The organism is Wolbachia endosymbiont of Anopheles demeilloni (assembly GCF_018491735.2).
In the GTDB taxonomy this organism is placed as follows: Bacteria; Pseudomonadota; Alphaproteobacteria; order Rickettsiales; family Anaplasmataceae; genus Wolbachia.
In genome coordinates this window covers 849,961-875,424 of record NZ_CP084694.1, presented here as the reverse complement: position 1 = coordinate 875,424, position 25,464 = coordinate 849,961, and the positions used below count along the sequence as shown (strand labels likewise).

The following is a 25,464-nucleotide window of genomic DNA, read 5'->3' as shown; positions in this document are numbered from 1 at the left end:
TCTATCAAGTCAATAGTTAAACTAAAAAATTTTGATTATAATTTACTATGTATAAAATACGCTCTTAAACTATGCTGAAAATAGTCATAATAGGCCTTCCAAATGCAGGCAAGTCAACTCTATTTAATAGGCTAGTAAGAAGAAAAGCAGCGGTGGTTAGTGACATTCCAGGAGTAACGAGAGATAGGCGTGAAGGAATTGGAAGAATTAGTGATTTAGAGTTTAAAGTTATAGATACAGGAGGATGGAATGACCAAACCAGTTTTTCACTACAAGTTATTGAACAAATAGAGTTTTCTTTATTAAGCGCAGATGTAATTTTTTTTCTTGTTGATGCAAAAGTGCAAAACGAGCAGAACAAAGAGTTTGCAAAGTGGCTGAAGAGAAAAACGAACAAACCTGTAATACTAATAGCAAACAAATGCGAAAGTCATAAATCGGAAAATGTTGATTATTTGCAGTTCTTCAACTTCATAGGTCCGGTGTACATCTCAGCCGAACATAATCTTGGTATGATTGATCTTTATGATGTATTAGCTGGTGTTATTGAAGATTTTAACAAAAAAACTGAACTGCCTGAAAGTGAGTCCATTAGACTGAGGATTGCAATCATCGGTCGCCCAAACGTTGGAAAATCAACTTTTTTAAACAATTTACTTGCAGAAAATAGACTAATAGTAAGCTCAAAACCTGGTACCACGCGTGACTCTGTGGATATTTCATACGACCATAATGGGAAATTAATCACTCTCATCGATACTGCGGGAATCCGCAGAAAGGCAAATGTTGTTGATAACTTAGAATCAAGATTTGTTGAAAAAAGTATAGAGTCAATAAAGCGCTCTCATGTAGTGATTTTAATTCTAGATTCCTTGCTTGGCGTTGAGCAGCAGGATTTATCAATTGCTGAAGCTGCAATTAAAGGGGGAAAGGGAATTATCATTGTTTTAAATAAGTGGGATTTAATAGGTAAGGATGACAGAAGTAAGTTAATAAAATTTGTCAAACAACAGGAAGTGACTCGGTTATTTTTGGAAGTGCCAACTGTAACAATTTCTGCATTGAAAGGTATGCGCTGTGGTGATGTGATAGATAAGTGTCTTGAAGTGAGTGAATCCTTAAACAAGAAGATCAGCACTGCAAAACTGAATAATTGGCTAATAGATGCTGTGGAAAAACATTCTCACCCACTTATAAAAGGTAGAGCAATTAAAATGAAGTATATTGCTCAAATTGGCACCAAACCTCCAGCTTTTTCTTTGGTATGCAACGTCCCGGAAAGTGTTGATGAGAGTTATAAACGTTATTTGACTAATGGTCTTAGAAAAAACTTCTTTGTTGAAGGCGTACCAGTCAGATTACTTTTGAAAAAGAACAAAAATCCCTATGTAAAGTAGATAATCTTTTTTTATTAAAAATATAGTTTTTCATCTTAGGTAGTATCATTGATAAGTAAATAATATTACCTAAATAAGTAGTTAATAAATTAATATTGTATAGTAAAGTATTAACTTGTTTAGTACTTTTGCTATGAATTATAAAGGACAAGATTTAAGGCCTGGATCTCCACATACTTTCACGTTTGATACACCTTTAGTATTTCAGTGGCTTCCAAAAAGATATGGATATCCGATCCCAGAAAAATATTTGGAGAGATTGAGCGAATGGGCAAAAAGAGAAAATACACGTGTAGTGAAATTAGTAATAAATGGATCTGGTTTTACTCCTGAGCAACGTAAAGAGTTGGAGAATAAAATATCAAACAGAAAATTTAACCCAAACAAAAATATAGAACTTATAGATTTTAATGAGCTGGATTTAGGAGAGTATGAATTCAGCTTTCACTTACAACCCAATAAGAAAACAAAACTATCTAAATGTCCTTTATACATTGTATCTCAATATTTCAAAGATCTATATTCTATTCCAGAAAGTAAAATTTTGGTGTTGAGATAGACAGTATGCGTATATTTATGTTGTTAGCACTGAAGTCTCCTATGATCTATTTTGATTTTGATATTTTACTTAAGGAGGACAAAAAACTTGGTGAGATTCAGGCTGTGCATGGCTTTTTGGTTGCTGAAAATGACAGAAAAGGTTATGACTATGACGGTATAGCAAGTATTGAAAATGCTATCATTGCTCTAAGCGATGCTGGTAGAGTAAAAATTATGGAAATTTACAATGAAGTAAAGAATAAGTTTCAAAAAGATTATCCTTTGTTTAAGTTATCAGAACATGAGATTTACAAAATTATGGAAGAGATAGTATATTTCACTCTTTCTAATGACGTTCTTCTTATATCTAGCTATCAAGATTTTAACAAACGTTACAATAGACGTTTGGAAGAAGCAAGATTGCTTATGCAAGAAACATTTGGGTTTAAAACCAATGGAGGAGAAGTTGATATTCAATATGACAATAGCTGGACGAAAAACAAGGATGAATTGTATACTAAAGAAGAAATTGCAAAAATAGATAGTGATACTAGAGTTGCAACTGATATGAAAAGGCTGATTATTGAACCAATATACAACGGCGAGCATATGTATAGAGGTGTAAAAGTAGTAACATAGTACTTAGTGTTCTATCGTTACATGAAACGTTATCAAACAAGAGTTGACTCTTCACAGATATTGTAGTAATTCATTAACTATGTCAGATGTAAATAACAGTTCTATAATTTTTCTCTTATCAAGCGCTGTCGCTTTAATTTTTGCATATGTGCTAGAGTATTTTTTCAATATGATACCGTGTAAGTTATGTATATACGAGCGAGTAGTTTACTATGTTACAGGGCTACTTGCAGTTGCGTACATGTTCAAAGACAACAAAATCCTAATCTATGCGATGTTTTGCAGCTATCTCATTGGTGCAATAATATCTTTTTATCATGTAGGTCTTGAACTCCACTTATTTCATGATGTTTTAGGCTGTACAGAGCAAGCAAGTGGTAACGTTAGCATAGAAGAGCTAAGAAATAATCTATTAAACCCTAACTACTCTCCATCTTGTGACAGACCTCATTATATTTTTGGTGTCTCGTTAGCAACATGGAACTTAATTTACCTTATAGTAGCTCTGTTCTTATCAGGTAAAATGTATTGTAGAGAAAAAAATAAGGTATAACAGTAACTGGTATAGACGCTGTGCTTGTGCGTTACTTGCTGCTGTCCGTAATTTAAAAATTTGGTAAGTCATACCCACTGATTCTTGCACAGCTGTACGAACATTATGGTTCAGCATGCCAGTGCCCTCTTTCTTGTCATCCGAGTAGCTGAAACTGGAAGTGCAGCTATCATCCAAATAACCTTTTGTTGTTATTCAAGCAGCTTATTTCTTGTCATCCTAGTGCCCAGATACTGGGACTAAGTTTGTCCATAATCTCACCAAAAACGTTGTGTTTTAGCATAATTTTGTGCTCAATATGCTTATTTGTAGTAAAGGTTTCTGGATTCCAGCATCAAGTGCTGGCCTGAAGCTTTAGCTATAAATATTAATAAATTTACTAAGTAAAAAAAGGCAAAAGAATCCCTATATAGCGAGTTTTAATAATGTAAATTGATAATGTGCTAACGCTCATTTCAAGCGTGTTTTGGCCGAATAGAAAAAATTTAAAAAGCTGCTATAATTTTTATGTAATTTGCCAATAAATATCTTAGTTTTTTTACTGAATTTTGTTGTTAAATCTGTGGAGATTAAAAACAAGGATAAATACTCTTATTGATATGGTAAGAAAAGTGGGAAGGTTTGTCAAGTCGCTTCTATGCACCTGAGCATTGATTATATGGGTTCCATCTGTTATATATAATCTTTTTGAATACGAAGAAAGCTGATGAATGAGTATGATATTACAGTTATAGGCAGCGGTCCTGGTGGTTATATAGCAGCAATTAGAGCGGCGCAGTTTGGATTTAAAACTGCAATTGTTGAAAAGGAAGAAAATTTGGGTGGTATATGCTTAAATTGGGGATGTATACCAACAAAATCGCTACTTAGAGCATCTGAAATTTATAGGTTAATAACAAGATCAGAAGAATTTGGCATAAAAGTAAAGGATGTAAGTTTTGATATACAATCAATAGTGAAATACTCAAGAAACGTTGTTGATAAATTGTCAAGCGGTGTTGCATATTTGATGAAAAAAAATAACATCAAAGTTCATCAAGGCTTTGGTAAACTTGCAGGTAATCGTACTGTAAAAATTCTTGATGACAAAAAGGAGGAGGAAATTTCTTCCAATCATATCATTTTAGCAACAGGTGTTAGAGCGCGAAATCTACCTAGAATAGAGGCGGATGGAGATTTAATATGGAATGCGCAGCACGCTATGACTCCAAAGAAGTTACCAAAATCGCTACTAATCATAGGTTCTGGTGCGATAGGAATAGAATTTGCAAGTTTTTATAGTACTTTGGGGATTGATGTAACAATTATAGAAGTAAAAGACACTATTTTGCCGCTGGAAGATAAAGACATTTCAAATTTAGTACAAGAGATATTTACAAAACAAGGAATAAAAATATATACGAGCAATAGTGTAAAAACTTTCACTAACAATAAAGATTCTGTTCAAGTGCAGCTAAGTAGTGGTGATAATAAAGAATTCGATAGAGTAATTGTTGCAGTTGGCGTTCAAGCAAACACTGAAAATATAGGTTTAGAAAATACAAAAATTAAGTTGAGTCCTTTTGGTTTCATTGAAACGAATGAGTGGTATGAAACAAGTGAATCAAGTGTGTATGCAATAGGTGATGTAACTGGTCCCCCATGTTTAGCGCATAAAGCAAGTCATGAAGCTGTAATCTGTGTTGAAAAAATTGCTGGTAAAAATGCTCATAAGTTAAAAAAAGAGTGCATACCAAATTGCACTTACTCTCATCCGCAAGTAGCAAGCGTTGGCCTTACTGAGGAACAGGCAATAAAAAGTGGATACGATATAAAAGTAGGAAAATTTCACTCCAACTTTAATGGTAAATCTATTGCACTAAGTGAAACTGAAGGTTTAGTGAAAACAATTATAGACAAAAAAACAGGCGAACTTCTTGGAGCTCACATGATAGGAGCGGAAGTAACAGAGTTAATTAGCAATTTCGCTCTTGCAAAGCAACTAGAGGGAACAGACTGCGACATAAAATCTACGATTTTTCCTCATCCAACTATTTCGGAAATTATACACGAATCAGTACTTGCTGCAGATGATGAATCGTTAAATAGTTAAGCTAACGATTCATTGTTTTAGAGCTACAATTATCCTGATTAGGCGATTCAATTCTAATAGATTGATTACCAATATCAGATTTTTCTAACTTTTCTTTTAACCCTTCAGCTGCTTCTTTCACTTCAAGCTTTTTTTCCTGATTAAGATCCTCTGGGCTTTTTCTTTTACTGTCTAAACCTTGTTGTCTATCAATATTTTTATTGAGTTGTTCTTGCTGAGGTAGATCAACAACTGAGTTAAAAAGAGCTTTTGTTATGCTTTTTAACAATCCTATAAAACCTCTGCTTCCGCCTTCTCTTTGCTCTTGAGGCTTGTTTTTCACGTTTTTACTGTTGCTACTTTCAGGCATTTTTAACTCAACTATCATAAAGCTTAATAAAATTTTACATGCAGATTATTAAAAAATGATTAATAATCTATTATTAAATTGCTATTTACAGATGGATATTATTCTAGCAACAGGCGGTACAGGTGGGCATGTTTTTCCAGCTATAACCTTAGCAAAAGCACTAAAGGTACAAGGGCACAATTGTATATTATTCACTGATCAAAAAATCATCAATATAGAAAGTTATATTTTACCATTGTGCAAGCCAAGTGGCAACAAATTGAAGTTTCTCTTTTTGTTAATGTATAGTTGTGTATTAGCACTGTATCAAACAAGAAAATTAAAACCAAAGCTAATCATTGGTTTTGGTAGCTACGCTTCTTTTCCAACTCTTTTTGCAGTAAAGATTTTTTCTATACCTATAATTTTACATGAACAAAATATAGTTTTAGGGAGAGTAAATAGATTCTTTTTCAAGAGTGCAAAATTAATTGCAACTAGCTTTCCAGAGACTAAGTATGTAGAAGGTAGTAAATGCGTTTTTACAGGAAATTTTGTCGATATAGAAGCACAAGGATATTCTAGAGCTGAAACAGTTTTAAACGTGTTAATAATAGCAGGCAGTCAGGGTGCAAATTTTTTTGATGATGTAGTGAGCAGCGTAATTTGTGGTCTACCTGTTGAAGTAAAAGAGAGGATTAGAGTAACGCAGCAATGTACGAAGAAAAATATAAACAAGGTCAAGAATCTATACAAAAGTGAAGGAATTGATTGTGAGTTAAGTGAGTTTCTCGATGATATGGAAAATAAACTGGCCAATGCTCATTTGGTAATTAGCAGAGCGGGGGCAACTTCAATAGCAGAGATTACTCTTGCTGAGCGTCCTGCTGTATATATTCCTTATCCTCACTCAAAAGATAACCATCAATTTTATAATGCAAAACATATTGAAGATTCGGGAGCAGCTGTAATGGTTGAGCAAAATAGTAACGCGAAAAAGAATCTAGGAGAGTTGCTAGTTGATTTATTGCAAAATTGTCAAAAATTGCTTGATATGGCTAATAATACTAAGAAAACAAGAATAAGGAATGGAGTTGCTGAATTTATTAAGGCAATAGCTCAAGAACTTAGTTGACGAATTGCTTTTTCTTCAAATGCATCCCATAGTTCTTTTTCTAGTGATTTACTATACAACTTATTGATATAAACTACTCCCGTAGGCGAAGTTGTGTTAATTTCAAGAAGGAAGTCATCTATAATATCAATGCCAACGAATATTAGCCCTCTTTTCTTTAGCTCAGGACCAATTTTATTACATATTTCGTTGTCTCTATCATTCATTTGGGCAGGCTCAAAACTTGCTCCTAGTCTCAAATTTGTTCTGATTTCTCCGCTAGACTTTGGAACTCGCTTCATTACTCCTATTGGCTTTCCATCCAGTAGCAGTATTCTTTTATCTGTATTTATCTTTTTACAAAATGCTTGTGCAATTGCAGGACATTCATATTTTGCAATCATGAGATCGACTACCACTTGAATGCTATTTTGGTCTTGTATTCTTATTACGTCATTTCCTCCATAGCTATATAGTGGTTTCAAGATGATATCTTGATAGTCGTGACAAAAATTTCTAATCATCGATATATTTTCAGTGATCAAAGTTGGAGGAATTAGCTCTGGAAATAGTGAAGTAATTAATTTTTCAGGGCAATTTCTTATTTCTGTTGGATTATTTATTACTAACGCAGTAGTCTTTTCTAAGATATAGGTTGTTGTAATGTACCGCATATCAAATGGTGGATTATGTCTGATAAATATGATATCCATTTCATTTAGGTTGATTACTACATCCTCTTTTGAAATGAAGCTACAATCATCAACGCTGACTTTCTGAGCAAGGGCAATTGGCTGATTTAACTTGAGTGCTAAATTATTAGGTACATAAATAAAAATTTCGTACCTTCTTCTTTGCGCTTCTTTTATTAATGAAAATGTAGTATCAGCTTCAAAATTTATACTTTCATCCATCTGAAAAGCTACTTTCATTCCTTCCTATTACAATATAATATAGTACCATAAAAGTATTAATAATGGAGCAAAGTATGGAATTAACAATAGGAAATAATGCACCTGATTTTAGCTTGCCAACAGATTCTGGTGAGATTTTATCACTGAGTGAATTTTTTGATAAAAAAAATGTAGTTCTTTATTTTTATCCTAAAGACGATACTCCGGGCTGCACAATGGAGGCAAAAGGCTTTAGAGACAATATAGAAAATTTCTCTTCTCTTGACACAGTGATAATTGGTGTATCAAAAGATAGCGTTAAGTGCCACGCTAACTTCAAAGCAAAATATTCTCTGCCATTTTCTTTAGTTTCTGATGAAAATGCTGAAATGTTGGAAAAGTATGGTGTTTGGGTAGAGAAAAGTATGTTTGGCAAAAAGTATATGGGAGTAGAGCGTACTACTTTTTTAATAGATAAAAAAGGTAAAGTAGTGAAGATTTGGAAAAATGTAAAAGTGAGTGGACATGTTGATGAGGTTTTAGAGGAAGTAAGCAGAATATAAATTAAAGAATGGCTACCCATTGCTATATAAAAAAATTGAAATTACATAATTTTCGTAGTCATTCAAATTTCGAACTGGATTTAGACGATAGATCAGTTGTAATAACTGGTCAAAATGGTATTGGTAAAACTAATATACTTGAAGCAATCTCATTGCTTGCTAAAAGTAATGGCATGAAAAAAGTAAAAATTAGTGAGATGCAAAATAGACTCAGTAATGAAGATTGGGCAGTGCATTATGACTTTTTTAATGGAACATACTTTAACTCAATTGGTATAGGAAAGAATCTTAATAATAAACTAATACAAATTGATGGAAAAACACAATCAAGTTATTCATCTCTGTATAGAATATCCAATGTAATATGGCTCATTCCACAAATGGACTATATTCTTCTTAATTCTCCGAGCGACAGATTAAAATTTTTAGACCGTATCGTCTCATTGTTTGAAGAAAATTACACTTATTGCTATATGAAATACAGGAAAGCTAAATATGAGCGAAGTAAACTGCTTAGAGAGAATATTTTAGACGAAAATTGGCTCTCTAGCCTTGAAAATGTCATGGCTACCAATGCAGTTGATATTTTACGTATGCGTTTGTCTGTTTTAAAAATACTACAGGGCACAATTGATAACCATTCTTGTGAGTTTTTTCCAAAGGCAAGTTTGAAATTTAGCAGTCAGCTAACTTTGAACGATACTGCAGAATATTTTCAGAATCGTCTAAAGGAAAACAGAGAAAAAGACTCATTAACTGGTAGAGTAACCTTTTCTGTACATAATGATAATTTTCGGGTTTTTTGCCAAAAAGGGGACATGCCAATAAATCTTTGTTCTACTGGAGAGCAAAAGCTATTACTGCTTTCTATCATCTTATCTAGTGTAAAAGCAAGGTGTATTCATTACAATAAAGCACCTCTTCTTCTGCTTGACGATATAATGTCGCATCTGGATAAAGATTACAGAAAGGTGTTAATGGAGGAGGTGTTAAGCATTCAATGTCAAACTTGGATAACCGATGTAAATCAAGATAATTTCAATAACTATCTTTGCTCTTTCAAGTTTTTTGAATTATCAAGTAAATAAATTTCAAGCGTGCTGTCATACATCAAGCTCATATTCGGTATGTAAATCTCTAATTAAAGCCTCAGCGTGTTTTTTTTGAACAACTATACTGATCTTGATTTCGGACATTGTGACAGCAAGTATTTCTATCTTTTTTTCGCTTAAAATCTTAAGTGTGCGGTACATCACTTCAGTGTTAGACATAACACCAATACCAATTATTGAAATTTTAGCTATATTATTGTTTACGACATAATTTTCATTTTTGTTCAATAATTTTGTCATTAAATCAACATCAAATTTAGAAATCAAAAAGCTTGACCCATGTATCATGTCAACTTTAACGTTTGCTCCTGCTATATCTCTTAAAGTATCCAGAGTATTTGCAAAGTTAGTAAAAGTTACAAGAGCTTCGTGAGTGCTATAAGTTATTCCAGTAATTAAGTATCTTTCCAGTACATCTTTTTCGTGTAGTACTGTAGTGCCTTCTACTTCCTCAAAAGTGGATAACACTTGCACCTTAATATTATGCTTCATTGCAAGTTGTACTGAACGATTATGCAATATTTTAGCACCAGATGACGACATCTCCAATATTTCATTGTAAGAGATAGATTTAAGCTTGCGTGCCCTTGGAACAATTTTTGGGTCTGCTGTATATATTCCGTCAATATCAGTAAAAATTTCACAAGTACTAATACCAAAGACTACAGCAAAGGCAATTGCTGAGATGTCAGATCCTCCTCTACCAAAAGTAGTGATTCTATCATCGTATATACCCTGAAAACCAGCAATGATTGCAGCAGTATAACCCTCAGCAAAAGATCTTTTTACATGGTCAATTTTTATCTTTTTTATTTTAGACTCAGAATAAAAATTATCCGTTAGAATTGGTAACTGCCAGGCGAGCCATGATTTAGCATTAACTCCAACAGACAGAAGAGTGATAGCTAATAACCCGCAAGAGACTTGTTCTCCTGCTGAAAGCAGGACATCATACTCTGATAACTCTTGTCTACAATTTAAATTTGAAATTTGCCTGGCTTGAAAAGCCATTTGGTCAGTGAATCCTGCAGCAGAAGATACAACAGCAATTACATTATAACCTTTTTCAATATCGTTTTTTATTAGATTTGCAACTCGATTTAAGTCAGTTAGCGAAGTACCACCAAATTTTTTTATTATTATTTTGTTCATAGTTACAATAAGGTCAATTTCACCTTTCTAGAGAGTATAATTGCTTAATTAAATGTGTTTTTCTGGTCACTAATTAAAGTGATAGAGGATTATTCATCTTTATCACTACCAAGGTCTTTTAACATACTGTAGTTGCCTTTTCTAAATTTACCTTTTAAAGATGTAACTCCGCTCTCGCTAATACCACTTAAACTTAATGCTGCTCCACCTAGCTGCAATCCAATTTCAGACGTTTCGGGAATAACTTTACTAGCCCCTATATCTTTATAAACCTCCACATTATTCAAATCTGGTAAACGTATTATAATATTTACATGCGGGAAGTTTGTTGCAACTAGAGAAACTATTTTCTTTATAGTGACTTCGTTCTTTATTGAAACCACAAGAGCTTGAGCTCTTTCTATTCCTACTGATTTTAAAATTTCATATCTTGTAGCATCTCCAAGATATATAGGAAAACTGTCATTTTTTCCTTCTTTCACTATTTTTGATTGAATATCTACAACAACATAACTTAAATGCTCCGCAGTAAGCATTTTCGTTACCATATATCCCACTCTACCAAACCCGGCAACTATTACGTGGTTATAAAGATCTTGTGTGTCTGTTTCGATTGCTTCATCGTCTAGTATTATTTTTTCAGTGCTAAATGAATTTGCTATCCAGTCTCCAATTCCCGATAAAAGAGGAGTAAAAGCCATAGTTACTGTAGTTACCATCATAAGCACTTGAGCGATTTCACTTGATAGTACATCTAATTCATCTGCTAAACGGAATAAAATAAATGCAAATTCACCGCCTTGTGCAAGCAGTAATCCAGCTTGTATTGCAGGTGCACTTCTAAATCCAAAAAATCTACACAATGTATATATAATGGACGTCTTTAAAACGATAAGGATAATTGATAATAAAGTAACGAGTGGTAACTTATTGAGTAAAAGGTCAATATCAATAGACATGCCAACAGTCATAAAGAATAAACCAAGAAATAAGTCTTTAAATGGCAATACTGCATGTTCTACCGAATTCCTGTGTTCTGTTTCTGCAACTAGTAACCCAGCAACAAATGCGCCTAATGCCATTGATAAATGAAATCGTTCAGTAATAAATGCTGATCCTAATATTATCAGAAGTGTTGTTGATATAAAGATTTCATTACTCTCCATTTTGGCAATAACCGAAAACAATGGCCTCAGTAATAACCTACCAGTTACAAATATCAACACCAATGCAATAGCTGCTTGCACTAATGAGCCTGCCAACGAGCTTATTAAGCTGTGTTCAGAATTGCCAGTAAGCAGGGGCACTAGTACTATTAGAGGTACCACTGCAAAGTCCTGCATTAGTAGCACTGCTATTGACAATCTACCAACTTGGCTTGCTTGAGAACCTTTTTCTTGCAGAACCTGCAACACTATTGCTGTTGAGGATAGTGCAAGTCCACCACCGATAACTGCTGCCATGTTTGTATTTACTCCAAAGGCAAGAGCAATGCACCATATTGCTATCATGGTAACTATAACTTGAAGGGAACCAAACCCAAACACATGCCTACGCATAGCGATAAGGCGTTCAAATGTCAATTCAAGACCTATAATGAACAATAGGAAAACTACGCCAAACTCTGCAAAGTTATCCATTACTTCAACTGAATGTATCAGATTAAATCCATGAGAACCAATCAATGCACCTGCAACAAAGTAACCAAGTACTGGGCTAATATTCATTTTCCAAAACGCTATGACTATAAACACAGCAGCAGAGAGTAAAATTATAATATCAAACAAATACTGAGAGCCGCTGTGCATAATATTTAACCTGTAGAATTAGACCATTTTATTGAACAACCAATGCTTGATTTTTGGTCAACTGGAGGATTGCTAGTTTCTGCAATAAATTTCATGGCTTGAAATAAATCACTACTTCCTACTTCGTAATTTTGAACTTTCTCTTTTTTTGTGTTGTTAAAACGCCCTCGATAGCAGAGGGCTAGTTTGGAATTAAAGCCAAAAAAATCAGGGGTACAAACAGCACCATACTCTTTAGCTACTTCTTGGTTATTGTCAATCAAATATGGAAATGTAAACTTATTTTCCTTGGCAAAATTAATCATGTTTTCAAAGGAGTCTTCTGGGTACTCATTTACATCATTTGGCATGATTGCAACGGTGTTTACCTGATAATCTTTTTTTAACAAATTAACATCGCTTACTAGATTGCTAATAATTGATTGAACGTAAGGACAGTGATTGCATATAAACATTACAATGAGACCATTTTCCCCATAGCAGTCACTTAATGTATAATATTTGTTATCCACTCTCAGGAGATTGAAATTCTTTGCAGTAAAGTCTAAATCTATCTTAGGAGTGTCTAGCGTAACCATAGCTCATAGAGAATTGTATACCATAATTTATGATCTTATTGCTTAAATGTCAAATGGTTTCTATGTACACTGTTTGCATTTAGAATTGTAATTATAAAATATATGTTCATAACCTTCGAAGGAATAGATGGTTCTGGTAAAACAACACAGTCTGAGTTACTTGCAAATTATTTCAAGCAAATTCACGGTGAAAATAATGTCGTATTGACTAGAGAACCAGGTGGTACTGATTTTGCAGAAAAAATAAGAGGATTACTACTTAAGGATAATATTGATCCTATTTCTGAACTCTTGCTGCTTATCTCGATGAGGCACGAACATATGGAAAAATTAATATTGCCAACTCTTAAAGAGGGAAAGATAGTTATCTGTGATCGATTTATCGATTCAACTATTGCGTATCAAGGGTATGGACTAGATGTTGACTTGAGTCTAATAAGAGACTTACACAAATTAGTGGAAATTAAATATCCAGATATCACATTTATTTTAGATATTGATGTTCAAGTTGGACTCAGCAGAGCAAAGGATAAAAATAAGTATGAAGAAATGAGCATTGATTTCTATCATAAAATTCGAAAAGGATTTCAAGAAATAGCTATAAAAGAATCTAATAGATGTAATGTTATTACTGGAATTGAAAAAAAAAGTGATAATCATGTACACAATGAAATTATTGATATTGCAAAGACTTAGCTATACGTATTGAACTTTTGCTAACCTAAACAGTTACTGCATTAACCTGTGGTAAAAAATTATCAATTTTAGGTGACGTTATTTCATACGAAAGACTCTCTTTTTGATTAGCTAAAAAACTTTGTATTTCATTTTTAGGTTTTTCACTTATTGTTCTATATATTCTTGCGCGATTAATTAGCTCATTTCTACTATTCTTATAGCTTACTTCATTTATGGTAAAAAATTGATCAAAGTGATTTAACAGATCCTCGTCTTTTATCGAGGATGCAACGCTATCAATGTCTCTTACATATAAAGCAAGTTTGTGCGCTTTGCTACGATCCTCAAAACAAAGATTAATCAGTACTTTACAAAACTTATTTTTTGTAATATCTCTTGTTTCTGCTAGCAAAAATTCGATTCCGTCTTGGCAATGCACTCTCTTAACTGACTCAGCAGATACCGAGAACATTTTCTACTACAGACTTTTTCTCACAATCAAAAAGAACCGTATAATATCCCATAGACATAGTCAAGAGAAGGAATATAGCTGGAAGCAAGAATGGAGCGAGTACATTTTGTGATTCAGGAAAGATAAACCAGACGGCAGTTGCTGCTGACACAGCTAAAAATAATCCTGACATAACGAGCTTTATTTTTCTTCTGTATCCGTTATCAATAACTGTATTTATACCAATAAAAGCTACATCAACCATTGCTCATACCTTACTAAAAGTAATATTAGCTTAATAATAGCATTGTTGTGATAAGAAATCAATATTATGAATATTTTAATTGATTTATAAAATCATCTAACCAAATAGAAAAAAGGCAAAAGAAGTCCCGAGTAGAGAGTTTTAATAATTTAAATTGATAATGTGCTAACAAATGCGATTTGGCTAAATTTGGCTAAATATAGAAAAAATTAAAAGACATGCAGCCGCTATAATTTTGTTAATAAATACCCTGAGTTTTTTTACTGAATGTTACGATTGAGCCTACAGGTCAAAAACAAGCTTTGAGTTAGAAATACCATTGCTATTATAATAAGAGAAATCGCAATGTTTGTACAATTGAAAGATGGTTGCGGGAGTAGGATTTGAACCTACGACCTTCAGGTTATGAGCCTGACGAGCTACCGAGCTGCTCCATCCCGCGTCGTTGCTTATTTATTATTATATGCGTAATAATAATAAATAAAAGAATAAAATCACACTATTACATATATTTATATATCTATTAACCTTTCTTAACATGATAGTAAATTATATACATAACAATCTGTGCAATGAAAAATATAACTTGATATTGTGGTTCCCTGTTTTTCAGTGTGCAGGAATTTTCACCTATTTCTCATTAAATTTTGAACCAAGCTATGCTTTCACTATATCTATTTTTCTCTTGCTTTCACCTATACTAATTCTGATTGCAATATTATACAGGAAATACGCAATATTATGCATTTCTTTAATTGCAGTGCTCATAGGATTTACAGCCAGCAAATTCAGAACAGATTCAGTTAATACTCACATTCTTGATAAGGAAAGGTATGTGAAAGATATTGTTGCTACAGTGAAGGATATTAATAACAAGGGCTCATATGAGCAATTTTTGCTTTATGAAATAAAAAACACGAAGTTTAAGTTAGATAGCATCAGAATATCAGTTAGAACCAAAGCGGAAGAAGGAATTAAAATAGGGGATCAAGTAAAATTATCAGCAAAACTCTTTCCTCCAAAAATTGCGCCTTCGGAATATGCATATGATTTTGCAAGAATAGCATATTATCAGAAAATAAGTGCAACAGGCTTTGCAACAAGCAAAATAGTTCTGTACAAAAAGGCTGAAGCAAGAAAATTTCAAGAGTATATAGAATCTTTCCGTCAATATATCTATGAAAACCTACAGCAAAATACCAAAAAGCCACACGCGGACATAATCTCTGCATTATTAATTGGCAAAAAAGACGGGATAGATCAAAAAACTATGAATGCGATACGAGATTCAGGTATAGCACATTTATTCGCTATATCTGATTTACATTTATCGTTTGTTGCTGGTCTATTTTTTATAGTATTCCGTAATTTATTTGCAATATCTGAAACTTTGACTCTTAAATATAACACTAAAAAAATATCTGCATTCTTTACTATCTTGCCAACTACCTTTTATTTGTTGATTACCGATATGCAAATTTCTGCTCAGCGTGCCTACATCATGGTGATCTTGGTACTTGTTGCAATAATCATAGAAAGGAAATATCGAGGATTAATAGCAATTGCGTTTGCTGCTTCGGTGATACTCATAGTGGAGCCAGAAGCAATCTTAAAGCCAGGTTTTCAAATGTCATTTTCTGCTGTTTTGGCACTAGTTGCCAGCTATCAGATCAATGCTAATAAGTTATTCAAAATAAAAATAATAAAATATTTTGTGTCGATAATGATCAGCTCAGTCATAGCAAGTTTAGCAACTGTTCCGTACACAATATACAATTTTAACTATTTTTCAATCAGTGGCATTATCACAAATTTGATTGCTATACCAATAGTTACACTCATTATTATTCCATTTGGAATAATCTATGTTTTATTGATTCCTTTAGGTACTCAGTGGATTATAACGCCTCTCATGGAACGCCCAATTGACAGCGTTTTATATATAATAAACGCAATTGCTAATCTTCAGTATTTGGTTATTCCCACTCGCACTTTTCCTGGCTCATCAATTATTATAATAACACTTGGGTTATTGTGGCTATGCTTGTGGGAAAGGAATTGGCGTTTTTTTGGAATTTTCTTTATTGTGCTGGGTATTTTCTCTAGCGCTATGTGTAGAACCCCTGACATCCTGGTCAGTATTGATAATCTTGCTGTAAAAGAAGATGACAGTTTACTATATTCTCTTACTAGGAAAAATAGGAACTTTGTTGTCAAAACATGGGCTAAACAAAACGGACAGAATCAAATTTTGAATCATACTCAATTCAGTAATTCAAACAAAAGGCTAAAATGTAATGATTATGACTGTATATATAATAAAGGAAATAATAAGTCAGTGTTGCTAGCTTATAAAAAAGAAGATATTGTAGAAAGTTGTAACAATGTCGATCTAGTAATTTAGCTAAGCAAATTCAATTACCCAGCTTGCAATACTAAAACCATCAAGTATGCTGACTTAGAGGCATATGGCACACATTCTATTTGGCTAGCAAATAGTGGCATAAAGGTTAGCAAAGTCCGTTCTAATCGTCCTTGGCATAAGCCAAAAAACTTGTTTTTAAAGTATCATTTATATATAATTAATTAAGGTATAAGGAAATCTATGCATTCAGATACAACAAATCCTTTCAATGTTAAGGTAGATCATAATTTTGCCAAAATAGATGATGCTATTGGTTTTTTTCCTAGGTTATGGCGTGCAACAAAGAAATATTCCGTAAGTAACACTCTACCTATAGCAGATGTAAATACTTGGCTTCAATTTTCTTTGGCTTATGTAGCTGCAATAATAATAACTAGTAATAATTTAAGCTTTATTACAGATATTTTTAACCCAACATTCATGCCAATTTATACTTTGGTTTCTGTTATTCTTTTAACAGCTTTTGTTGCCTCTTCTGCTATGAGATATATGCATAAGCAGAAGATAAAAGAAGGAAAAAAGCCGATAGAGGAATTAATAAATGATAAAATTAGAGGTGGCAAAGACAACGAGATAAGTGAACTTGCTGAAAATGCTCTAAAAATAGAGATAAAACCAAATTTAAGTCTTATAGGTCACAAAAAAGCAAACTTTTCAATAGTTTTACCAATTTTTGAAAGTCAGAAAAAGATATTAGATAGTCAGAAACAGGAGAATAAAAATAAGGCCATTTTTCTTACCATACCATATATAATTAGCACTGTAATTATAGTTGGCGCATTAATACAAAATAGATTTAGCTTTGCCAATGTTCAGGATTTGGAATGGGCCATAGTTGCACTGGCTAGTATCATTGCTATTGTTGGGATATGTATAACATTCAGCAAGATAAAAAACAATGAGATAAACAATAATCATAATATTGTTAAAAAGTTTAACAATATGGATATTCTCTTTCCATTCAGAAGAGGTGGGGTTGTATCGGTAATGGAAAAAAAGACAAAAGATGAAGAAGAAAATGATTCTATATCTCGATTGATAAAATTACTTGATAAGCATTTGACTGATTTTACAGATAAAATTGTTGACTCACTCGATAAGCACTTAGGTGAAGCTACAGATCTACTTGATAATAGCCTTCTAAAACCTGCAAATGATGAGATTCAAGAAACACTTACTCATTTACGAAGAGTCAGAGAAGACATCAAAGAAGATTTGGATGAGTTGCACAAGAAAATCTCGCCCATTTTAAGTGAAGCTAAAGAGCTGGCAAAAAAAGCACATTCACTAAACATTGAAAGTATTTTTTCTAGTTTAGAGAATGCTATTAAAATCGCTGAAGATAAGGTTGAGCGATTTGAACCAAGCAGATTTGTTGGCTTTTTTCAATCTAGAGAAGAAATAATTAGCAACGACAACGATTTTTTTTGTATGTTGAAAAAGCAAGAAGAAGAAGCGGAAAAGATAAAGAAGGAATTAGAAGAAGAACTAAAAAAAGTAAAAGATGAACTAGAGGAATTAAAGAATAAACAAACAAACGAACCTACTAGCAATGAAGACAGTGCTATTCCTCCTTCTCCTCTTGAAGAACAGCGAGATGAAGAGAGAAAAGCAATAGAGAAAAATAGACTATTAAAATCAAAAAAAAGGACAAAAAAACTGGAGAAAGAAAATGCAAAATTGGAAAAAGAATTATCTGAACAAGAAAAAGCAGATGAATGGAAAAAAAAAATTAATGGCAAAGCAAGTGAGTTTTTCTTCTATTTATTAGAATCTATTAAGTTGGAAGAAAAAGATGATAAGGGAGAAAAAGTCAGTGAGGTAACATTAAGAAATTTTGATAATAAGGTAATAATCCACTGGAAAGATGGCTCTCAAATGACTTTTAATATCCAGAAACAAGATGGGCTTCAAGCTCAACCTAACGCAAAAGTTGATTTTGTGGATCCAGATGTTCATGCAGCATTTGAAGTAGCTTATTCAAGGTAGCTACTATAGATATATAGTCTTAGATATTGTTAGTAATGAAAAGGCTAGATACCTACATAGCTAAAAAGTGTAACATATCACGCAGTAAAGCACAAAGATTGATACAAGATGAGCGGGTAACATTATTTAGCACGCCGATAATTAATAATGACCACATAGTAAAACCAGGTGAAGAGTATATAGTACATCTCGTTCAACCTGACATATCCACATCAATTGAACCTAACTATAATATAAAGCTTGATATCATCTACGAAGATGGGGACATTATAGTTCTGAGCAAACAAAGTAGATTAACAGTACACCCAGGTGCTGGAACAAACAATGATACACTCCTGAATGCAGTGATCGCTCACCTTGGCAAAATTCCATATACAAATACAAGACCAGGAATTGTTCACAGGCTTGATAAAGATACTAGTGGACTCATGGTAATTGCAAAAAATGAACAATCTCACAGCTTTTTGTCTGAGCTGCTATCAAATCGTAAAATAAAACGGGAATACTTAGCAGTAATTTGGGGAGCATTACCTAATCTGCAAGGAACAGTAAAAACCCATATTGCTCCAAAACGCAGTAATAAAGAAATGATGTGTGTCACAAAAACAGCAGGTAAATTAGCAATCACTCATTATTCAGTGAAGAAAATTATAGGGCAAGCAAGCCTGGTTAAATGTACTTTAGAGACAGGCAGAACACACCAAATTCGAGTACAAATGAGCCACATAGGACATTCTGTAGTTGGTGATCAAGTTTACGGAAAAAATAGTAGTAAAAGTGCAAAAAATGCTAAAAACTCTGACTTTATCCGTAATTTCAATAGACAGGCACTACATGCTTACACGCTAGGCTTATATCATCCAAAAAGTAAAGAGTATATGGAATTTGTTTCTGATTTACCACAAGACATGCAAGTCTTAATCGGTGAATTTGAAAATATATCTTAACAACATTCATATCAATATTATCATCCATGTTATCAAGAAGTTAATTAATGAGAGAAAAACTGCTGCACTACCTAGATCTTTCACTTTTTTTGAAAGTATATGTTTTTCACTGGAAATACGCTCAATTGTTGTTTCAAAAGCAGCGTTAATAATTTCTACAATTAACACCAAAAATAGGCTACTTACCATTACTGCACGTTCTAAATTACTTACATCTAAAACAAACAAAGTTGAAACACATATTATAAAAAGCAGTAACTCCTGTCTGAACGCAACTTCTGATACAAAAGCTGATTTTATTCCTTCACAGGAGTATTGAATTGCTTTTATTAGACGAGTAATGCTTTTCTTCATTATCAATTTTGGAAACTCAATGAATTACACTTATTGCACTCAGGTAAAAAATGCATGAAAACACCTTTCAGTCGTGATCACTTACAAAGATTTTTAAGTTAAAGTCTAGCATATTGTTTGAATCAAGAAAATTAGTACAAAGCCTTTCAACAAACGCTCAAGTCAGTTATATATTGATACTGACACAAAAATCCTTTAATTAAATTTCTCTCGCCTTAGCTTACACGATCCTCATTTTGAAATAAGTAATAATTTATTATAGTCTTGATATTTAAACATTTTGTATCTGCTGTAATGATTTCACTTCCAATTTGCTATTCTTTACATATTGAATTGCAAGCGCTAACGCTTTACTCCCAGAAGCTGTGGTGCTATAAGCTATATTTTGCAAAATAGCAGTTCTCCTGATATCTTTGCTATCTGAGACTGATTTCACACCTTTTGAAGTATTGATTACTAGATTTATTTTTCCATCTTTGAGCATATCAACTATGTGGGGTCTGCCTTCTCTCACTTTATTTACAGCTTTTGCAGCAATGCCGTTATTGTTCAGATGCAAAGCTGTGCCTTTGGTGGCATATATTTCAAAACTCAGTTTTTTCAACATTCGTACAACAGGCAATATATACTCTTTATCATCATCTTTTACTGAAATCAGAGCTGTTCCTTCTGTTGGTAACTTGTATCCTGCAGCCATGTGCACTTTTGCAAGTGCAGCTCCGAAAGATAAGTCAATTCCCATCACTTCTCCTGTTGATTTCATTTCAGGACCAAGTAAAGTGTCAATTCCCGAAAAACGCGTAAATGGAAAAACAGCAGCTTTAACTGCAAAATGATTGAAAGGCTTGTTTTCCTGATTCAATTTTTTACCCAAAATAACCTGAGTGGCAAGCTTTGCAATAGGAATATTGATTACCTTGGAAATAAAAGGAACTGTACGGCTAGCCCTTAAATTCACTTCAAGTATGTATACATCACTCTCTTGAACAGCAAACTGAATGTTTATCAGACCTTTCACTTCTAGTTCAAGAGCTATTCTTTCAGTTTGGAGCTCGATCTCTTTTATTACTTCGTCACTCAATGTATTTGTCGGTATTGAGCATGTTGAATCGCCAGAGTGGATACCAGCTTCTTCAATGTGCTCCATGACCGCTGCAATGAAAACTTTTTTCCCATCACATACAGCATCAACGTCAACCTCAACTGCATTGACTAAAAATTTATCAAGAAGCAGTGACCCGTGTTCAAAAATTTTGGTTTGATTCAAGACATACTCTTTAAAGCTCTGAGTATCATGTCTAATCGACATAGACTGACCACCGAGGACATATGATGGCCTAACTACTAGTGGAAACCCCACCTTTTCTGCGTTGGTTAACGCTTCTTTTACTGAATGGCAGATAGAACTTTCAGGTTGTTTTAAATTAAGTTGCAAAGCAAGGTTTTTAAATCTCATGCGATCTTCTGCAAGGTCAATAGAATCAAACGAAGTTCCCATAATTTTGAAACCTCTCTCGTTAAGCACTTTGGCTAACTTTAAAGGTGTTTGACCACCTATTTGAACTATTACACCAACTAGTGTGCCATTTTCTTGCTCTTTGCTTAGTATTTCAAGCACATCCTCTGCAATCAGTGGGGCGAAATACAAACGATCAGCGGTATCATAATCAGTTGAAACGGTTTCCGGATTACAGTTAATCATTATTGTTTCATACCCGATTTCTTTGGCGGCAGAAGCTGCATGTACGCATGCATAATCAAACTCAATACCTTGACCAATGCGATTTGGACCACTTCCTAAAATGACAACTTTTTTTCGATCCGAAATATTCGTCTCACATTCCGTTTTATTTTCAACATCACCCTCATAGCAGCCATACATATAAGCAGTGCTCGATTCAAATTCAGCTGCACAAGTATCTACACGTTTATAAACCGGATTAACACCAAATTTTTTTCTCATTGCTTCAATCTGTTCTACTTTCTTATTGCTTAATTTTGCCAATCTTGCATCTGAAAACCCCATTTTTTTCAGCTCTAACATTTCATATGCAGTCTCAGGAAGGCCATTTTCCTTGATTTTTTGTTCAGCTAATATAATTTGCTGTATATTCTGCAAAGACCATAAGTCATATCCTGTAATCGAATTTATTTTTTCTATGCTAATTCCGTGACGCATTGCGTCAGCAGCAATCAGTAATCTGTTTGGTAGCAATTTTGCTAATTGAGATTTTACGTGATCAATATCAATGTTCTCAGGAAATACTTCATCAAGTCCTGTAAGACCAGTTTCAAGTGAACGAAAAGCTTTCTGCAGTGACTCATTAAAAGTGCGGCCTATAGACATCACTTCCCCCACTGATTTCATGGAAGTTGATAGTTCACAATTCGTCCCCTTAAACTTCTCAAATTCAAAACGAGGAATTTTAGTGACGATATAATCAATCACTGGTTCAAATGCAGCAGGTATAACTGGAGCGCAATCATTACGTATCTCATCGAGAGAATAGCCGATAGCAAGTTTAGTTACAACTTTTGCAATAGGATAACCTGTTGCTTTTGAAGCAAGTGCAGAAGAGCGAGAAACCCTTGGATTCATTTCAATCACAACGAGGCTTCCATCTTCTTTAGGATTCACTGCAAACTGAACATTTGCACCACCGGCACTAACATCAATTTCTCTTAGCACTGCTATAGATGCATTTCTCATCTGTTGGTATTCTACGTCACGCAGAGTCAAAGCAGGAGCAACCGTGATACTATCTCCGGTGTGCACTCCCATTGGATCAATATTTTCTATCGAACAGACTATTATGCAGTTATCTTTACAATCACGGATAACTTCCATTTCATATTCTTTCCAGCCGATAATTGATTCATCTATCTGAACTTCATTTATTGGCGAAATTTTGAGAGCACTTTCTGCGATATTGAAAAACTCCTCTTTATTATATGCTATGCCACTACCTGCGCCACCAAGAGTGAATGATGAACGAATGATTGCTGGTAATCCAACGTAATCCAAAGCCTTTTTTATTTGTTCTTGATTTTTTATAATGATACTTTTGGGGTATTTCAGTCCTATTCTATCCATGGACTGACGGAATAACTCTCTATCCTCTGCTTTTTTTATTGCTTCTCTATTTACCCCTATTAATTCTACATTGTATTTGTCTAACACTCCATCATCTGCAAGTTTTATTGCACAATTAAGTGCTGTTTGCCCGCCCATTGTTGGCAATATTGCATCTGGTCTCTCCTTAATTATAATTTTCTCTATGATTTCAGGTAGCACCGGCTCAATATAAGTTGCATCAGAGAATTCAGGATCTGTCATTATAGTTGCGGGGTTGGAGTTAACTAAAATGACTTTATAACCTTCACTTTTTAATACTTTACAGCTTTGCGTTCCAGAATAATCAAACTCGCATGCCTGACCTATAACTATTGGGCCTGCTCCTATTACTAATATAGATTCTATATCTGTGCGTTTCGGCATAATTACAATAACAGTCTCTATTCAAGTAATGTTACCAATCTTTCCTGTATATGTGAATTTTTATTAAACCTATTAGCTAACTACTTTTAGGCTTGACGTATAACTGTACGAACATTGCAATTTGCGTGGCAGATTCCAGTGCTTGACACATAGCTGTACAAACATTCATTTTTGAAGGTAAATTGCACAGCAAATGATGTCATTCAAGTAGCTGACACTGGTTCCTTTATGACGGCAGTGCCCAGATGTGTCATCCCAGTCTAGGATCCAGAAAACTTCACTTTAAATAAGTGGCCGCACAATAAAGACTAGATTTTAGTGTCAAACACTGGAATGACACCATAGAGGCACTGAGATGACATCCTTCCTAGTGGACTCAAATCACAATGTTCATACAGTTGTGGGCTTAACGGTATCTTTGCAGATACTATGGTAATTTACTCGGGAGATTTGCTAAGTGGTAAGATTTGTCCTGATATGCTACAATCTTCAGAAGCAAGTTCCACAAATTTGTCTGTCAGTTTATCAGGTGGCACCAATTCAGATATATCTTTTTCCGGAAATGCTTGCTTATACATTTCACTATCGATAGGCTCTTCCGAATACATGGCATTTATGCACAAATTCGTATGTTTTGTCTCAGATGCATATATCTTCACCATTGCTTCTAGTGCAACTTTACTTGCAGCATATGGCATCCAATATGGATAAGAGGAAGGAGAAAGTGTTATCTTTGAGGTCATGAATATCGCTCTTCCAGCATTAGACTTTTTTAGTATCGGACCCAAATTTTTTAGCAAGTACCAACTGGCAGTAAAATTTGTATTCATTACCTTCTGTAGATCTTCAAGCTCACAATCGTGAACAGGGCTCAACTTACATAAAATTTCAGTGCATGTAATCAGTATATCAAGTGTGCCAGATTCTGATAATTTTGGGCTTTCTATCATATTTGCCAGTTTTTCTACGTTTTCAAAGTCTAAAAGATCAAGCTGAATTAGTTTCACATAGCCTTCTTTAAGCTCTTCAATTTCATTATACAGTGGCTTGAGGTGATCGATAAACCTTGAAATCAGAATCACACATGCACCTTCTCTTACAAACCTTTTTGCAACAGCAGAGCCTATTCCACCTGAAGCCCCGGTAATTAAAGCTACTTTACCTTCTAACTTACCCATTTCTTTTTCCTTAGCAAGATCCATTGAAATATTTTAGCTGAAAATTAAATTTTGCTCCATATATAAAAATCAAACTTAGCACATAAAAAAATAGTAACGATACTACTACACCACCTAAACTTCCATATATCAAATTCAGTTGATCAAAGGAAGCTTTTAAATATTGCTTGAAAGCTGAAGCAGAGATCGTCCAAAGAATAACAGCCACACAAGATCCGGGAAATACGTCTGATAAGTTTTGTTTTATGTTTGGCAATGTGAAATATAGCCAAGATACTATAGTAAAAAGCACAAACTCAATAAGTAAATATCTAGTATAACTTAGCCCTTGGTAAGAAAAATCAATTAACATTGGCACTAATGTAAAAAATACTATAGTCAGAGTTGTAACAAGCGTAATTACTAAAAATTGTAATATACTGAGCACCCTTCTCCATATATAAGGCGATGAAACCGGAACTTTATAGGCCTTATTCAATATCGTTCTAAATCCTTCAATTGTCGATGAGGCAGTCCAAACAGCGCCTACAATTGCCAAGGTTAATAAGCTTTGCGGAGAGCCTGATATTATCTCTCTAATACGTGGCATCAAAGATGATAAAATATCCTGTGGCATGTTATCAATAATAAATGCCCAGCCGACATTGTATTGATCTAAGAAATTTGCGAACGTTGATGCCATGGCTATTAAAACAATAAGAAAAGGAAATATTGATAACAGGATTAAAAATGATAGATACCCTGCATGCTCCACTCCATCATTATAAATTGTGTCAATTAAAGCACGATAAAGGCAATAAACGATACTATAAAATTTATGTAGCACTTGTAATATAAATAAACTAAGAAAAGTATTCTAAATGAAATAAAGCATACTTTTAAGTAAAAAATCCTCACCGTTTACTTAAA

At 33.7% G+C, this 25,464-nt stretch carries 22 protein-coding genes, 1 tRNA gene and 1 pseudogene; 12 read left to right on the top strand and 12 right to left on the bottom strand.

The genetic code is table 11. The annotated features are described in order from the left end of the window. The first annotated feature begins 71 nt into the window (after window positions 1–71). The 5 genes from der to lpdA all read left to right on the top strand — a co-directional run bounded on the left by der (window position 72) and on the right by lpdA (window position 5,221). Window positions 72–1,397 (top strand): ribosome biogenesis GTPase Der, encoded by a 1,326-nt coding sequence (gene der, locus JSQ73_RS04595; RefSeq protein WP_214249828.1) that lies wholly within the window; start codon window positions 72–74, stop codon window positions 1,395–1,397. Window positions 1,398–1,530: 133 nt separating this feature from the next. Then, a complete protein-coding gene (locus JSQ73_RS04590) occupies window positions 1,531–1,956 on the top strand; it encodes a hypothetical protein (protein ID WP_234301672.1) in 426 nt (141 codons plus the stop codon). A gap of 41 nt (window positions 1,957–1,997) precedes the next feature. Beyond that, complete coding sequence (locus JSQ73_RS04585) at window positions 1,998–2,576, top strand: hypothetical protein (RefSeq protein ID WP_234301671.1); 579 nt, start codon at window positions 1,998–2,000, stop codon at window positions 2,574–2,576. Between the two features lie 79 nt (window positions 2,577–2,655). Continuing rightward, complete coding sequence (locus JSQ73_RS04580; protein ID WP_214249826.1) at window positions 2,656–3,129, top strand: disulfide bond formation protein B; 474 nt, start codon at window positions 2,656–2,658, stop codon at window positions 3,127–3,129. 706 nt (window positions 3,130–3,835) lie between these two features. Beyond that, a complete protein-coding gene (gene lpdA / locus JSQ73_RS04575) occupies window positions 3,836–5,221 on the top strand; it encodes a dihydrolipoyl dehydrogenase (RefSeq protein WP_214249825.1) in 1,386 nt (461 codons plus the stop codon). Between the two features lies 1 nt (window position 5,222). On the opposite strand, the gene JSQ73_RS04570 is transcribed toward lpdA, so the two are convergent. Continuing rightward, the gene (locus tag JSQ73_RS04570; RefSeq protein WP_015588102.1) at window positions 5,223–5,588 is read right to left on the bottom strand and encodes a hypothetical protein; all 366 of its coding nucleotides are present in this window, start codon (window positions 5,586–5,588) and stop codon (window positions 5,223–5,225) included. A gap of 73 nt (window positions 5,589–5,661) precedes the next feature. Between JSQ73_RS04570 and JSQ73_RS04565 the strand changes: the two genes are divergently transcribed. Then, window positions 5,662–6,684 carry a UDP-N-acetylglucosamine--N-acetylmuramyl-(pentapeptide) pyrophosphoryl-undecaprenol N-acetylglucosamine transferase gene (locus JSQ73_RS04565; protein WP_214249844.1) on the top strand — a complete coding sequence of 341 codons (1,023 nt, stop codon included), beginning with the start codon at window positions 5,662–5,664 and terminating at the stop codon, window positions 6,682–6,684. Here JSQ73_RS04565 and gshB read toward each other — a convergent pair. Beyond that, the gene (gene gshB, locus JSQ73_RS04560) at window positions 6,669–7,595 is read right to left on the bottom strand and encodes a glutathione synthase (RefSeq protein WP_214249824.1); all 927 of its coding nucleotides are present in this window, start codon (window positions 7,593–7,595) and stop codon (window positions 6,669–6,671) included. The genes JSQ73_RS04565 and gshB overlap by 16 nt on opposite strands. A 56-nt stretch (window positions 7,596–7,651) precedes the next feature. Between gshB and bcp the strand changes: the two genes are divergently transcribed. Together bcp and recF are read left to right on the top strand one after the other, a co-directional pair. Further along, window positions 7,652–8,119, top strand: coding sequence for a thioredoxin-dependent thiol peroxidase (bcp, locus tag JSQ73_RS04555; RefSeq protein WP_063630873.1), 468 nt, complete (start codon window positions 7,652–7,654; stop codon window positions 8,117–8,119). Window positions 8,120–8,127: 8 nt separating this feature from the next. Next, window positions 8,128–9,207: a DNA replication/repair protein RecF gene (gene recF / locus JSQ73_RS04550; RefSeq protein ID WP_214249823.1), complete on the top strand. Its 1,080-nt coding sequence runs from the start codon at window positions 8,128–8,130 to the stop codon at window positions 9,205–9,207. 15 nt (window positions 9,208–9,222) lie between these two features. Here the strand turns inward: recF and JSQ73_RS04545 are convergent, their stop codons facing one another. From JSQ73_RS04545 to JSQ73_RS04535, 3 genes are all read right to left on the bottom strand, one after another. Next, the gene (locus JSQ73_RS04545) at window positions 9,223–10,383 is read right to left on the bottom strand and encodes an aspartate kinase (protein WP_214249822.1); all 1,161 of its coding nucleotides are present in this window, start codon (window positions 10,381–10,383) and stop codon (window positions 9,223–9,225) included. Window positions 10,384–10,472: 89 nt separating this feature from the next. Beyond that, window positions 10,473–12,191: a monovalent cation:proton antiporter-2 (CPA2) family protein gene (locus tag JSQ73_RS04540; protein WP_214249821.1), complete on the bottom strand. Its 1,719-nt coding sequence runs from the start codon at window positions 12,189–12,191 to the stop codon at window positions 10,473–10,475. A gap of 5 nt (window positions 12,192–12,196) precedes the next feature. Further along, entirely contained in the window at window positions 12,197–12,769 is a 573-nt protein-coding gene (locus tag JSQ73_RS04535) for a thioredoxin family protein (protein ID WP_214249820.1), read from the bottom strand. Between the two features lie 102 nt (window positions 12,770–12,871). Here JSQ73_RS04535 and tmk point away from each other — a divergent pair, with 102 nt between their 5' ends. Next, window positions 12,872–13,465 carry a dTMP kinase gene (gene tmk / locus JSQ73_RS04530; RefSeq protein WP_214249819.1) on the top strand — a complete coding sequence of 198 codons (594 nt, stop codon included), beginning with the start codon at window positions 12,872–12,874 and terminating at the stop codon, window positions 13,463–13,465. Between the two features lie 25 nt (window positions 13,466–13,490). Here the strand turns inward: tmk and JSQ73_RS04525 are convergent, their stop codons facing one another. From JSQ73_RS04525 to JSQ73_RS04515, 3 genes are all read right to left on the bottom strand, one after another. After that, entirely contained in the window at window positions 13,491–13,919 is a 429-nt protein-coding gene (locus tag JSQ73_RS04525) for a hypothetical protein (protein ID WP_234301670.1), read from the bottom strand. After that, the gene (locus tag JSQ73_RS04520; RefSeq protein WP_234301669.1) at window positions 13,900–14,163 is read right to left on the bottom strand and encodes a hypothetical protein; all 264 of its coding nucleotides are present in this window, start codon (window positions 14,161–14,163) and stop codon (window positions 13,900–13,902) included. The genes JSQ73_RS04525 and JSQ73_RS04520 overlap by 20 nt, the downstream gene beginning before the upstream one ends. A 365-nt stretch (window positions 14,164–14,528) precedes the next feature. Further along, window positions 14,529–14,605 (bottom strand) — tRNA-Met (locus tag JSQ73_RS04515). A gap of 96 nt (window positions 14,606–14,701) precedes the next feature. Between JSQ73_RS04515 and JSQ73_RS04510 the strand changes: the two are divergent. From JSQ73_RS04510 to JSQ73_RS04500, 3 genes and pseudogenes are all read left to right on the top strand, one after another. Beyond that, window positions 14,702–16,753, top strand: a pseudogene (locus JSQ73_RS04510) (ComEC/Rec2 family competence protein). A 15-nt stretch (window positions 16,754–16,768) separates the two neighbouring features. Beyond that, a complete protein-coding gene (locus JSQ73_RS04505; RefSeq protein WP_214249818.1) occupies window positions 16,769–18,577 on the top strand; it encodes a hypothetical protein in 1,809 nt (602 codons plus the stop codon). A gap of 35 nt (window positions 18,578–18,612) precedes the next feature. Continuing rightward, complete coding sequence (locus JSQ73_RS04500; protein WP_214249817.1) at window positions 18,613–19,524, top strand: RluA family pseudouridine synthase; 912 nt, start codon at window positions 18,613–18,615, stop codon at window positions 19,522–19,524. Window positions 19,525–19,530: 6 nt separating this feature from the next. Here JSQ73_RS04500 and JSQ73_RS04495 read toward each other — a convergent pair whose 3' ends face one another. From JSQ73_RS04495 to JSQ73_RS04480, 4 genes are all read right to left on the bottom strand, one after another. Next, window positions 19,531–19,878 (bottom strand): diacylglycerol kinase, encoded by a 348-nt coding sequence (locus JSQ73_RS04495; RefSeq protein WP_214249816.1) that lies wholly within the window; start codon window positions 19,876–19,878, stop codon window positions 19,531–19,533. A 271-nt stretch (window positions 19,879–20,149) separates the two neighbouring features. Continuing rightward, window positions 20,150–23,377, bottom strand: coding sequence for a carbamoyl-phosphate synthase large subunit (carB, locus tag JSQ73_RS04490; protein ID WP_214249815.1), 3,228 nt, complete (start codon window positions 23,375–23,377; stop codon window positions 20,150–20,152). A gap of 437 nt (window positions 23,378–23,814) precedes the next feature. After that, entirely contained in the window at window positions 23,815–24,579 is a 765-nt protein-coding gene (locus JSQ73_RS04485) for an SDR family oxidoreductase (RefSeq protein WP_214249814.1), read from the bottom strand. After that, on the bottom strand, window positions 24,566–25,381 hold the full coding sequence (locus JSQ73_RS04480; RefSeq protein ID WP_214249813.1) for a YihY/virulence factor BrkB family protein: 816 nt from the start codon (window positions 25,379–25,381) through the stop codon (window positions 24,566–24,568). Before JSQ73_RS04480 ends, JSQ73_RS04485 begins: the two co-directional genes overlap by 14 nt. Window positions 25,382–25,464 lie beyond the last annotated feature (83 nt).